The organism is Segetibacter sp., from assembly GCF_025963695.1.
Lineage (GTDB): Bacteria > Bacteroidota > Bacteroidia > Chitinophagales > Chitinophagaceae > Segetibacter.
In genome coordinates, this window is sequence record NZ_JAOQAH010000066.1 from 21,125 (window position 1) to 34,226 (window position 13,102).

Annotated in this window: 12 protein-coding genes; 3 read left to right on the forward strand and 9 right to left on the reverse strand. The window is 40.0% G+C overall.

Annotation, left to right across the window (positions count from 1 at the left end; genetic code table 11):
• Positions 1–60: 60 nt before the first annotated feature.
• The 5 genes from JWR87_RS10985 to JWR87_RS11005 form a co-directional block, all read right to left on the reverse strand.
• Complete coding sequence (locus JWR87_RS10985; protein ID WP_297819678.1) at positions 61–483, reverse strand: response regulator; 423 nt, start codon at positions 481–483, stop codon at positions 61–63.
• Positions 484–784: 301 nt separating this feature from the next.
• Positions 785–3,472, reverse strand: a complete 2,688-nt coding sequence (locus JWR87_RS10990; protein WP_297819681.1) for a glucosidase — start codon at positions 3,470–3,472, stop codon at positions 785–787.
• A 12-nt stretch (positions 3,473–3,484) separates the two neighbouring features.
• On the reverse strand, positions 3,485–3,892 hold the full coding sequence (locus tag JWR87_RS10995) for a VOC family protein (RefSeq protein ID WP_297819684.1): 408 nt from the start codon (positions 3,890–3,892) through the stop codon (positions 3,485–3,487).
• 271 nt (positions 3,893–4,163) lie between these two features.
• Complete coding sequence (locus JWR87_RS11000) at positions 4,164–4,400, reverse strand: hypothetical protein (protein ID WP_297819687.1); 237 nt, start codon at positions 4,398–4,400, stop codon at positions 4,164–4,166.
• 13 nt (positions 4,401–4,413) lie between these two features.
• Positions 4,414–4,860 carry a DoxX family protein gene (locus JWR87_RS11005; RefSeq protein ID WP_297819690.1) on the reverse strand — a complete coding sequence of 149 codons (447 nt, stop codon included), beginning with the start codon at positions 4,858–4,860 and terminating at the stop codon, positions 4,414–4,416.
• Positions 4,861–5,321: 461 nt separating this feature from the next.
• On the opposite strand from JWR87_RS11005, the gene JWR87_RS11010 reads away from it, so the two are divergent.
• The gene (locus JWR87_RS11010) at positions 5,322–6,302 is read left to right on the forward strand and encodes a helix-turn-helix domain-containing protein (RefSeq protein WP_297819693.1); all 981 of its coding nucleotides are present in this window, start codon (positions 5,322–5,324) and stop codon (positions 6,300–6,302) included.
• An 83-nt stretch (positions 6,303–6,385) separates the two neighbouring features.
• Here the strand turns inward: JWR87_RS11010 and JWR87_RS11015 are convergent, their stop codons facing one another.
• The gene (locus tag JWR87_RS11015) at positions 6,386–7,432 is read right to left on the reverse strand and encodes a PmoA family protein (RefSeq protein WP_297819696.1); all 1,047 of its coding nucleotides are present in this window, start codon (positions 7,430–7,432) and stop codon (positions 6,386–6,388) included.
• A 224-nt stretch (positions 7,433–7,656) separates the two neighbouring features.
• On the opposite strand from JWR87_RS11015, the gene JWR87_RS11020 reads away from it, so the two are divergent.
• Both JWR87_RS11020 and JWR87_RS11025 read left to right on the forward strand, forming a co-directional pair.
• Positions 7,657–8,652 (forward strand): 2-hydroxyacid dehydrogenase, encoded by a 996-nt coding sequence (locus JWR87_RS11020; RefSeq protein ID WP_297819699.1) that lies wholly within the window; start codon positions 7,657–7,659, stop codon positions 8,650–8,652.
• A gap of 209 nt (positions 8,653–8,861) precedes the next feature.
• Positions 8,862–10,055, forward strand: coding sequence for a hypothetical protein (locus JWR87_RS11025; protein WP_297819702.1), 1,194 nt, complete (start codon positions 8,862–8,864; stop codon positions 10,053–10,055).
• A gap of 479 nt (positions 10,056–10,534) precedes the next feature.
• Here JWR87_RS11025 and JWR87_RS11030 read toward each other — a convergent pair whose 3' ends face one another.
• The 3 genes from JWR87_RS11030 to JWR87_RS11040 form a co-directional block, all read right to left on the reverse strand.
• Complete coding sequence (locus tag JWR87_RS11030; RefSeq protein ID WP_297819704.1) at positions 10,535–11,215, reverse strand: lipoprotein signal peptidase; 681 nt, start codon at positions 11,213–11,215, stop codon at positions 10,535–10,537.
• A gap of 434 nt (positions 11,216–11,649) precedes the next feature.
• On the reverse strand, positions 11,650–11,913 hold the full coding sequence (locus JWR87_RS11035; RefSeq protein WP_297819707.1) for a hypothetical protein: 264 nt from the start codon (positions 11,911–11,913) through the stop codon (positions 11,650–11,652).
• A gap of 109 nt (positions 11,914–12,022) precedes the next feature.
• Positions 12,023–12,979 (reverse strand): Gfo/Idh/MocA family oxidoreductase, encoded by a 957-nt coding sequence (locus JWR87_RS11040; protein WP_297819710.1) that lies wholly within the window; start codon positions 12,977–12,979, stop codon positions 12,023–12,025.
• Positions 12,980–13,102 lie beyond the last annotated feature (123 nt).

Consider the following 13,102-nt stretch of genomic DNA (forward strand, 5'->3'; position numbering starts at 1 on the left):
ATTCATGAAGATATGGGTATGAAAGTATAACAGCAGAATTACAAGTGAAAATAAAAACTTTTATATTGATGGCGGATGGACCAGGTTTTTTAAAACGCCGGCAATGGTTTTATATTCATAAAAGCCACTAGGTTTTATGATTACCTGTGCTACACCTTCATCGTAAAAAAGCTTTCTATTAATTACAGACATAGAAGTAGTAAGTATTACTACGGGAATGTTCGAAAGTCTTGGAGTGCTTTTTATAAATTTCACAAATTCCAAACCGTTGACTGCCGGAAGATTAAAATCTGTAACAATTAATGAGGGCAGAGAGTCGTCATCAATTGAATTAAGATAGTCGAAAGCGGTTGCAGCATCAGTGTAAAAAAGAAGGTTTTTAAAGTCAATATCGTCGAATCCTTCTTTCAGGATGAAAATATCATCTTCATCATCTTCCACAAGTAAGATGGAAGGAGATTGCTGCTTATCAATTGTTTTCACAGATTCTTTGTTTAACAAAACAGAACTTGAATAAGTATCTAAACCAGGGGCAAGGATTGTGCCGATACCATTTTTAATATTCCTCTAATTTTCAGTAAGAAAGGGCCCTGAAAACTAATGTTGTACGCTCGTCATCGCATAAATATACTTGTAAACGAGCGTATATTTTTTGTTACAGGCAGTGGTAGTTTCATGTGCTCCGGTTGTGTCACTCCCTTGTACTTTATTTTTTTATGGCAACTTTTTTTAAAAAAAGTACAGTTTAGTAACAGCCGACTTAGGTTGAGATGTAGCAAAAGAGTTAAACCCCATTTGCATCAACCGTCTCGTCTTTAGTTATTTCCTTGTCCGCGCATAAAGTTACCGCATTCTTTTTTGGTTGCAGCAGATTAGCAACCAATGCTGTCCATCCTGTCTGATGAGATGCTCCTACGCCCCTGCCATCATCTCCATGAAAATGTTCGTAAAACAAGATATAGTTGCAAAAATCAGGGTCATGCTGCAGCTTATTATTGCTGCCATTAAAAGGGCGTCGGTCATTTTCATCTTTCAGAAAAAGCTTTAATAATCGTTTGGTAAGAAACGCTGCAACTTCGGCAAGAGACATATACTCGTTGCTTCCCCTAGGGCATTCAATTTTAAAATCGTCTCCATAGTAAGTGTGGAAGCGCTTGATACTTTCAATGATCAGGAAGTTAACCGGCAGCCAGACCGGCCCTCTCCAATTGCTGTTGCCGCCAAACATTCCTATTGGCGACTCCCCTGGAGCGTACCATATATTAAACCTGTTCCCTTTTAACTCAAATTCGTATGGATGTTTTTCATAGACTTTCGAAAGCGATCGAACACCATATTCGCTTAAAAATTCATTTTTGTCAAGAACACGTTCGAGTATCTTTTTCATCCGGTGTCCTCGTAACAAGCTCAACAAATGCTTTTCACCTTCGTTCTTGTCCTGCCAACGTGAAACAAGGTTGGCCAGGTTGGGCCGGTTACTCAAAAACCACTTTAAACGCTTCGCAAATTCCGGCGCTTCTTCTAATAGGCTGTCATCAATTACTTCTACAGCAAACAGCGGAATTAAACCAACCATGCTGCGCACCTTCAGCTTTACAGTTTGGTTATTTTTCATCTTCAACGTATCATAATAAAAGCCGTCTTCATCATCCCATAGGCCTGCACTTTTGTCTCCCATACTTGCCATTGCATTGGCTATATATAAAAAGTGCTCAAAGAATTTAGAAGCCATATCCTCATAAACAGGATTCGTTCGCGAAAGCTCTAAAGCAATCCGCATCATGTTAAGCGAATACATCGCCATCCAACTGGTGCCATCTGCCTGTTCAATAGTGCCGCCAGTAGGCAGGGCAGCACTCCTGTCAAAAACACCAATGTTATCAAGGCCCAAAAAACCTCCCTCGAAAATGTTATTGCCTTCTGCATCCTTACGGTTAACCCACCAGGTGAAGTTGATTAGCAACTTATGGTAAACGGACTCTAAAAAAGCAATATCGCCTTTTCCATTATTATACTTTTTATCATTCTTATACACCTGCCAGGTTGCCCAGGCGTGAACCGGAGGATTAACGTCGCTAAACAACCATTCATATGCAGGAAACTGGCCGTTAGGATGCATATACCAATCTTTAGTAAGCAACATTAATTGCTCTTTAGCAAAATGCGGATCAACAAGGGAAAACGGGATGCAGTGAAAAGCAAGGTCCCAGGCTGCATACCATGGGTACTCCCACTTATCAGGCATTGAAATAATGTCGGCATTATTCAAGTGAATCCATTCGTGGTTTCTTCCTTTTAACCGTGCTGCATCGGGACGTGGTTGGGCTGGGTCGCCTTTAAGCCACTCCTCTACGTCATAGTAATAAAACTGTTTACTCCACAACAAGCCTGCAAGCGCCTGGCGGTGAACCAGCTTTTCATCTTCAGATACAATATCCTGTTGCAATAATGCGTAAAACTCATCGGCCTCGTTAATCCTGGTTCTTAATATGCTTTCAAAATTTTTGAACGGTTGTTTACGATCGGTACATAATCGTAACCGTATCGTTGTAGATTCGTTGCCCTTTACTACCAGGTCATAGTTCGCTGTAACTTTAGTGGTATTTCCATTTGTGGCAATTGCTTTTTCATTTCCATGTACCAGGTATTCATTAACCCCATCTTTTACTAATGCGCTTTTGTTATCTATCCCATATAAGCTGCTGTTGTTGGTTTCATTCTCACAAAATAAAAGGGGCGGGTTGTTTTCAAGATATAACGTAAGATTACCGAGCGCTTCATGGTTAATATTGATATCTCCGCTAGGAGACGAATTAAGGTGCGGTTTGTAATTGTTATAGCCCCACGACCAGGTATCGCGAAACCAAAGTTGAGGCAACACGTTAAGCATTGCAGCTTCACTTCCGCGGTTATGTACTGTAATCTTTATAAGTATATCCTCTTCGCTTGCTTTTGCATATTCAACAAACACATCAAAATACTTGTCGTTGTCAAAGATGCCGGTATCTATTAGTTCGTATTCCGGTTGCATTTTATCCCGCTTCCGGTTTTCTTCAAGCAGCTTTACATAGGGAAATTCGCTCTGAGGATACTTATACAACATCTTCATGTAAGAGTGAGTGGGAGTGGAGTCGAGGTAATAGTACAGCTCCTTCACATCCTCTCCGTGGTTGCCTTCATTACCCCCCAATCCAAAAAGCCTTTCTTTAATGATCGGATCTTTTTTATTCCACAAACTCACCGAAAAGCATAGCAGCTGTTCGCTATCGCTTATGCCGGCAATACCATCTTCTCCCCACCTGTAGGCTTTGCTTCTGGCCATGTCGTGTGTAAGGTATTCCCACGGATTTCCTCCTGCACTATAATCTTCCCTCACTGTTCCCCATTGGCGGTCAGAAACATAAGGTCCCCATTTTTTCCATTTCTTTTTTCCCTCTGTTGATTCCTGCAAACGCAATTGTTCCTGGCTCATTTGATTGCTGTATTAATTCTGACTTCCTGAACCCTGGTCCATCCACATCACTTCCCAAAGGTGTCCATCCAGGTCCTGGTAACCATGACCATACATGAAGCCATGGTCTTGTGCTTCGTTGTATGTTTTTCCACCGGCTTCTATCGCTTTTCTGACCAACTCATCTACTTTTTCCCTGCTTTCGGCCGAAAGGCATATAATAGATTCTGTACTTTTTGTTGCGTCAGCAATTTCATTTGGTACAAAGGTTTTAAAAAATTCCTCTACCAGCAGCATTACAAAAATATCTTCGCCAATAATCATGCAGGTCGCCTTCTCATTAGTGAATTGTGGATTGAACGAATATCCAAGTTTGGTAAAAAAGACGATCGATTTATCAAGGTCTTTAACCGGTAAGTTCACAAAAATTTTAGTTGCCATGATGTGTGTTTTTTGATTGAAAAAAATAAAAGGTTTGGTTTTGTGACACTAATTCTGCAGTAAATGAAGTGCGCGATCCTCCTGCAAAAGGTCTTTCAAAACGTTTTTGGTTTATTGATTGTGATTTCCCGTTCAATGCCATATTCTTTTCTCGGAATAATGCAATAATTAAAACGATTGCAATAATGATTAAGAGAACAACCGGGATTTTTACTCATTTTCACTGTTGTTTCACGGGCGGGCGAAGACTTTTTTTATAAAGAAAACGCCATTACATTGTTATAACACTTTCATCAGGTAACACTTCTGCATCAAATCCAAGCTCTTTTAACAGGTTAATAAGCACAGCGGCTTCTACTTGTCCTGTCGAACTTTTTACCCGCAAAATCCTGTCACAATCCTCGAGGTCGAAGTTTGCTTTATACTCCCCGAAGTTTTGATGAATATGATAAACAAGCATGTTAGCATGATCATCCTCAATAACATTGGTTTTAAAAACTTCTACCATAATCAATGAATTTTTAAAAACTTGCTTCGTTTTGTAAGATGCTATTTTCTTTCGAGACGTAATAGCGCCGATCTTTTATTTTATGATAACAGATATACGAAACAACTAACAATGCCATAGTTATTAAAGGTGAAAAAGAACTTGAGACAGCACCGTCAATAGAAAGATGGGCAATAAGTGCAGAGATATAATCTATTCCAAGTGCTACGTATCCCCATTCTTTTATTCGTTTTCCTACTGGTAGTATCAGTATGAGGCCGCCAATAATGTGTCCTATATTTAATTCCCATCTAAACCATTCGGGAAGGCCCAGGTGTCTTATTCCGTCAATAGCCATTTGTGAATTCATAAAAAAAGATCCTGATAATGTAAATAGGGCTAACAGACCTGTTGCCATCCAATAAATAATTCTTGTGTTCTTTGACCTGTCGCCCGTAATTTTTTCTGAAGTTGTTGTCATTGTTTTTAATTTTTATCGTGATTCAATTTTTATCTTATTTCATTTTAGCGATCGGGCACGTTACTTTTTTAATAACGTTACCATGCTTTATGAGGGCACGCCTGTGTTTACAAACTTTTGTACAAGCCCCAACATGGTTGTGTCACTCACTTATACTGTATCGCTTCTTTCACCTGTTAACCGCGCTAACTTTATGACTTTACGAAAGGACAAGCTATAGCGGGGTGTGCCTCTCTTAAAGCACAGACGAAATATTGCCAGCAGGATCTTTAAACCAGGCGATAAAAAGTTGATTAGAAATTTGCAGGTACAAGTGAGTGACACAACGATGTTTAATAGCGGTACTTAGCGGGTCACCCATATTCTTATACAAACCTACTGTCTTTATTAATGTTTTAAAAGGTGTAACTACGGCAATCTAAGGGGTTGATTGCGACAAAGGCTTTACCTATTTTTGAGAGATGAAACATATATCTATCCTCGTTCCTAAAGGAGCCATATTAGGAAGCCTTGAAGGTTCACGCCAGTTATTTAGCCAGGTGAATGAATTTTTTAAAGCTAAGGGTACCGCACCTGTTTTTAAAGTGCAGTTGGTTGGACTTACAAAGGAAACACCACTTAGCGGCGGTTCGTTTACAGCAAACGCAGATGTATTGTTAGATGACGTAAAAAAGACGGACCTGATTATTATACCGGCATTGGACGGAGACCTGACAGTTGCTATAGAAAACAATAAAGATTTTGTCCCCTGGATAATACAACAATATAAAAGCGGGGCAGAGGTGGCAAGCCTTTGTTTAGGAGCCTTCCTGCTTGCCTCAACGGGTCTCTTAAAAGGAAGAAAATGTGCAACTCACTGGATGGCAGAAGCTGGTTTCAGGCAGCTATTTCCGGATGTAAACCTGGTAACTGAAAAGATTATTACTGATCAGCAAGGCATTTATTCAAGCGGTGGCGCTTTCTCTTATCTTAATCTGATTTTGTACCTTATTGAGAAGCATGCGGGCCGTGACATTGCTGTTTTGACTGCCAAAGTGTTTGCAATAGAAATAGAGCGGAAGGATCAATTGTCGTTTGTAATTTTTGAAGGACAAAAGAACCATGAAGATGAGCCGATAAAACAGGCACAGGAATTTATTGAAAAAAATTACCAGGATAAAATAAGCATTGAGCGGCTGACGTCTATGTTTGCTTTAAGCCGTAGAAATTTTGAGCGCAGGTTTAAAAAAGCGACGGCGAATACAGTGGCAGAATATATACAGCGCGTAAAAATTGAAGCTGCAAAAATGAGCCTTGAGTCAACGAGGGATAATGTGAACGATGCGATGTATAAAGTTGGTTATACTGATCCGAAAGCTTTCCGCCTGAGTTTTAGAAAGATCACGGGTTTGTCGCCGTTAGCGTACCGGAATAAATATAACCGTGAAATGTTGGTAGCGTAATTTTTAAATAACACGGCCTGCTTTTTTTAAAAGTAGGCCGTGTTATTTACTTTATGTTACTACGCAAGAAACTGAAACCTTTACTATCTTTTACTAAACTCAGCCGCCACCTTATTTAATTGTTCTGAAGAAGTTGATTGTTTTCCTTCTTCTATCAATACCCGGTATTTAAAAGTAACAGACTCTCCTGGTTTAAGTGTTAAGTTTTTTGCTGATTTGTTATTTGTAAAAATTTTCTCTCCTAACGGATTTGCTGCAAATAAGCCATAACCCCTTGCGTGCCAAAAAGTAGGGTAATTGGGATTCGAAGGATGGTCGATGATGCTGATACTTACTGAGTCGTTACCCATTTTGCCGTAAACCTTACACCAAACGGCCCTTGTACTCCAAACATCATTGCCTTGTTTGCCTTCGCTGGTTACGTAATTACCGTTGGGTAATTTATCTGTTCCTGCTTTTACAATAGTTACAATGCCTTTGTCATCTGTAAATTTCTGATCTTCCTTAGAGGGTATTTCAAGTGCATGGGCAACCCTTAAACCCAACAGGCCATCTTTTGCGTCTTTGAAGACTACTTGCGTATTTGCTTTTAACACTGTGGTTCTGTCTATGATTCGTTGGTTTCCTTTTCCTGTAAACTCAAAGCTTGTTGTTTCTTCCAACAGCACCTCGTTTTTCTGGTTGGTCCAGTTTGCATGGTATGCCAACACCCCCTTATCCCCGCTGGATGTCTTCAGAATTTTATCGGTTTTTATCCAACCGTATAAATGTTTTTTATCTTGTGCAATAGCGAAAGAATTATTCCAAAAGTCTAAGCCGTTTACGTTTTCAAAGTTGAGCCAAAGGCCAAGGTGATGAGGGTGATCGGTTGGGTCGCCGGTTTTAGTACGCAAAGGAAAACCCCGTGTTACTTCGGTTCCTGCGGACGAATGAATCGGGTATAAGACAGGCTTTTCTATAGCGCCAGGATATAAAAAGCTAGTAAAAAGCTTACCGCCAATTGTTATGTCAAATTTGTTTTCCTTAGGATCTTTTACAATTCTAACCGGCTCATTTTTTTGAGCAAATGTTTTAGAAATAAAGACATGTAAGAGCAAACAGGCGGTAAAAGCATAAAGGTTTCTTTTCATCTATCAAGGTTTATCTTATTACCCGCGCTAATGGGGCAATCGTGTTTATAAATTTTTGAACAATTTAAATATAAAATTGAATACTGGAATTTGTTTTTCGAACCATACACCGTTAGATGACCTTTGCTTTTGCTGTGGAAGATTTACGATAGTCAGACGTTGCGAGCACTTTGTTCGTTCCAGGTTTTAATCGGTTCAGTCAGGCTATTTACTATTTTTGACCGATGAAAATCACTTTCTTTTCTACCCAGCCTTACGATAAAGATTTTTTTAATAAACATAACGACGGCCTGGGCTTTACGTTTGAATTTTTGGAAGCCGGATTAGATGAAAAAACAGTAGACCTGGTTAAAAAAAGTGTAGCAGTTTGTGTGTTTGTAAATGATAAAGTTAACAGGAAGGTAATTGAATGCCTGGCACTGAATGGGGTAAAAGTAATAGCCCTAAGGTGTGCCGGTTTTAATAATGTTGACCTTGCTGCTGCCAAGGAAAATAATATAAGTGTTTGCCGCGTTCCTGCTTATTCTCCGCAGGCAGTGGCTGAACATGCTGTAGCCATGATCTTGACTCTTAACCGCAAAACTCATAAAGCTTATAACCGCATTCGCGAACAAAATTTTTCTTTGAATGGTTTACTCGGTTTTGATTTGCATGGAAAAACTGTTGGTGTAATTGGTACCGGCAATATTGGTCGGGCGTTTTGTAAAATTATGATTGGGTTTGGCTGTAACGTAGTTGCCTTTGACCTGATTGCAAATAGGGAAGTTGAAGCTTTGGGTGTCCGTTATATGCCTTTGATGGACGTGTTAGCGGCAAGCCATATTATTTCCCTTCACTCACCATTAAACGATCAAACACATAACCTGGTGAATGTTGACACAATCGCTATGATGAAAACAGGGGTGATGCTAATAAATACCAGCCGCGGAGGTTTGGTAGATACAAAGGCGGTTATTGACGGATTGAAATCAGGTAAATTGGGCTATGTAGGGATAGACGTATATGAACAGGAAGAGAAGCTGTTTTTTAGAGATTTGTCAGCCGGCATTATACTGGATGATGTCATATCCCGCCTGATCAGTTTTCCCAATGTGCTGATTACTTCACACCAGGGATTTTTTACCGATGAGGCCCTCACAAAAATTGCAGTAGTAACGCTATCAAATATTGATGCGATTTTGAAAAATCAAGATATTGAAATGGCTAACTCACTTGCTTAAATTGGGTATAAGTGTATGCACACAAGACAGATTTTTGATGAGGCAGTCATAAGTTGGAAAATTTTATTGTGTTATAAAACGTATGGAAAAGTTAAAATAACGACGAACCATATCTTTTAAACTACGATCTGCGTTAGAAGCAATGTTATTGGTGTAAAAAAGGTGGTGGAGTAAAAAAATCTTTCAGCAAAAAACTTTTTCTTTGTTTCATGAAAATATTAAAGTATTTATCAATCGTGTTGGCCGGCCTCATTTTTTTTGTCGCCTGCCAAAAAGAGTTGAGCGTGGATAGCGGGTTTGCTGGAAAGACAGCTACAGGCTCGTTGCTAGACTCGGTCGGCAACTGTAAAGATATTGCTGTTAATGGTTCTTTTATTGTAGATAGTACGTTAAGCATCGATACCTATGTAACTGTACAAGTTAATTTTGCAACAGGTGGCGCCTATAGAATTTTTTCAGACACTCAAAATGGCTTTTCTTTCCAGGACTCAGGGTATTCAGCTCCCGGGCTACAAACCATAAGATTGAAGGCAACAGGCAGACCTTTGGCTGCAAGGCAAACTACTTTTAATGTAGCATTTGATACTACTTTTTGCTCTTTTACCGTAACGGTTATCAGCAAAACTCCCGCTACTTATTCTCTTGCCGGTACTCCCGGTAGTTGTACAACTGCTAACGTGCAAGGTGTATATTCTACCGGCATCGCACTTACCTCTGCAAACAAAGTAGCCCTTCAGGTAAATGTTACTACGTTAGGAAGCTATACAGTTAGCACAATAGCAACAGGGGGTATGACTTTTAGCGGAACCGGAACTTTTACAGCGTTAGGACCTCAAACTATTACATTACAAGGAAGCGGTACACCGACGGTGGCAGGTACTAATTCTATTCCGGTTACGGCGGGCAGCAGTACTTGTAGTTTCTCTGTAAATGTTACTGGAGGAACGCCTGGTAGTGTAGTCCCGGAAAATGACCGCGACTCGGCCTGGAGCTTTAACGGAGGAACAAGCTTTTTTCATGGTCCTTTTTATGATGTTTTCGACACTACTATAAATAATATTTACGGTTTTATTTTCCTGGGCTATACTCCTACAACGGGGGATACAACCATTCAGTTTGGTGTCTTTTCTGCTACAGGAAAAATCGCCGCAGGCTCTACCTATAATAGCACAAATTCACTTGCCGCTTTCTATTATACTGATTACAGTGATACTTCAAAGATTAATAAGATTTATACGGCAGATTTCAATACTCCTTCGGCTAGTACAACCATCTCGATTTCAGCTTATGACTCAACGAGCCGAATAGTGACAGGGACATTTACAGGATCAGCAGTGAATGCATCAGGGGCTGTTGCTCCGATTACTAATGGTAAGTTTAGGGCAAAGGTTAGGAAAACTTAAAGTGATTTTTTTGATGATAGAAGGAAGGGGTTGTCTTAAAAAGGTAACCCCTTCCTTTTTTTAAAATGGTTAAGAAGGTAGAGAAGGTAAGCGTGAGGCGGTCATAAACCTCCTAATCCTGTCCATACCTTAAACTCTATTTTTTGTTTACTTCCGGACGGACGTTCTCCCGTAAAATTCTAGGGGCTTTTTGATTAGTATAGCACCATCAAGTGGATGGAATCGGAAGTAGAACTATTACAACGTTTACATTTTTCTTAGCCAAAAATAAATTTGTTGTACCCCTTGATGGTGCCTATTGCTAACCATACTTGTGGGGCTTGTATGAAAGGGCTGTTCAGATTTTACCTTTGCCAGTAAGTTTAATCCTCTTTCTTTTTCGACAATCGGGTAGTAATAAAAGACCAGTTGCACAAATAAAAAGAGCAGGGCTTTGGTCCCCGCTCTTTTTATTTTAAATTTTTCTATTTGTAAAACTGTTATTCTACTACCTGCACTTTATCGTCAATTTCTATTTCCCTGTTAACGGGTTGCAATTGCTCTTCGTGCTTTTTAAAAAATTTGTTTTGAAAAATAAGAATAGCAATTACACCTATGGAAATTGAAGCATCAGCGATATTGAAGACGGGTCTAAAAAACTCAAATTCTTCACCACCCCAAAATGGAAACCAGGAGGGATAATGCATATTTGTAATAAGGGGGAAGTAAAGCATATCAACCACTTTGCCATGTAAGAAGCTTGCATATCCTCCTGCTTTCGGCAAGAAGTAAGCGACATTCTGCATGTATGGATCACTCTCATTAAAAAGAATACCGTAAAACATACTGTCTATAAGATTTCCTAATGCGCCTGCAAAGATGAGAGCGCTGCAATAGATAAAACCGGCGTGATACTTTTTTCTAATAAAATCGCGGATGATAAAGACGCCTGCTATCACAGCCACCAGGCGAAATAGTGTTAGGGCTACCTTGCCCCATTCGCCGCCCATTTTCCAACCCCAGGCCATTCCTTCATTCTCTACAAAATGCAGTCGAAACCAGTTCAATCCAAGTACTTTCACTTCGTGACCAATAAAAAAATGAGTTTTAATATAAAACTTAAAAGCCTGGTCAATGAAAAGAATAAACAGAATTAAAAGGATAACGTTCCGGGACTTCACTTTAAAAAATTTGGGCAAATATAAGGAAACAGGTACGATGACGGAATGAATTATAACGGTTATAACAGATTTTAATAATAGAAAAAAAAGGCTTAATACCTTGCACGAGCCCATGCAAAATTAGCCAGCGTCGTGGACGAAAAACGCCTCCTTTTAGCACAACTCATTTTTCTAGGCCGCGTACTGTGCTGCTGCTTTTGGCTTTAATTTTCGTTGCCCGTTACATTGTTGATATCGGATTTCGGGCGAAAACGTTGTTCTTAGTCCGCCTGATTATTATTAGAGTAAATGGATTGAGTGACACACCGGACGAAGAAAGAGATAAAAGTACCAGTGAGTGACACAACAATGCTGAACAAAGAACAATTGCCTGCCACAAAAAACACTTCTTTATTGTGAACTTATATCATTGAAGAGATTGCTAAAGCGTTGGTCTATACTTTCGGCAACTTATAACCATTGTGGTATTCCTTCGTCAGGTACTTGTTGTTTATGTTTTTATCTGTGAACTTATTTTTTGCAGAATTCCACTGTAATTTTTGGCCACTACGGTAAGCGGTATTTCCCATTTGAGCTACGGTAGCTATGTGTGCTCCTGCCTGTATAGAGCAATGCAGGTCTTCCATTTTGCGGGACTTAATTACGTTAATAAAGTTAACCATGTGCTTATCGAGCCCATTGTCAGAAGGCTTTACCAAAGGTTTACTTACCTTGTTTTTGCCTTGCCGTTCTTCTATGACTTCCCAGCCCTCGCGATTTAAGATGAGCGTACCGTTGTTGCCAATGTATGCAATACCGTGTTCACGGTTATGGCCCGTTATTTATTCCAAGCGCAGAGTCCCAAATCATATTAAAGCCATCAAACTCGTAGGTGGTAGAGAGCGTATCTGGAGTTTCCTCAAAAAGGTCGGGATAAGCGAAACGACCACCTAAAGCTGAAACGGAACGGGGTAGCGAGGCTTTCATCGCCAGTAAGCCATAGTCTAATAAATGCACTCCCCAGTCGGTCATTAAGCCTCCTGCATAATCCCAAAACCAACGAAAATTAAAGTGAAAGCGGTTTGCATTAAACGGTCGGGTAGGAGCCGGACCAAGCCAACGGGCATAATCTACACCTGCAGGTGGAGCACTGTCAGCAATTACTGGTGCAGGCCTTGCCCAATCAAGGTAACACCACACTTTCACCGTTCGGATATTACCGAGTTGCCCGCTTTGCACAAAATCTACTGCATCTTTAAAATGCTGCTGGCTACGTTGCCATTGCCCCGCCTGAACCACTTTATTATATCGCTGTTGTGCAGCAACCATTGCCTGGCATTCTCCAATCGAATTTCCTACCGGCTTTTCAACATATACATCTTTCCCCGCTTCGCATGCATGCATCATAATTAGTGCATGCCAATGGTCAGGTGTGCCTACAATGACTGCATCAATATCTTTCTGATCTAATAAACTTCTGTAATCACTATAGATTTTCACTTTTGAGGCATCTACTTTCATTTTCGTCAAATCCGCCATTCTTTTATCTATCACATTTTTGTCGACATCGCACACTGCCACCAAATTAACTCCCGGTACTTTTAAGGCGGCCAAAACATCGGCCCAACCCATTCCATTAATGCCTATCGCACCTATGTTGATTTGATCAGAAGGCATTACCCGGTTGTTGAAAATGGCAAAAGCATCGTTATGGATTGCCGATGCTAATAAAGATCCGCCAACCATAGTGGCAGATTTCTGCAAAAAATTTCTACGATTTGTCATTCATCATATTTTGATTGTGCAAGCAGAAAGGAAGTTACGTCAATCTTTAATGCTTCGATATACAGGCTTCATTCTGCAGCAAACGTTCCTACACGAACGTCAACATGACAAACTTTTTCCTTC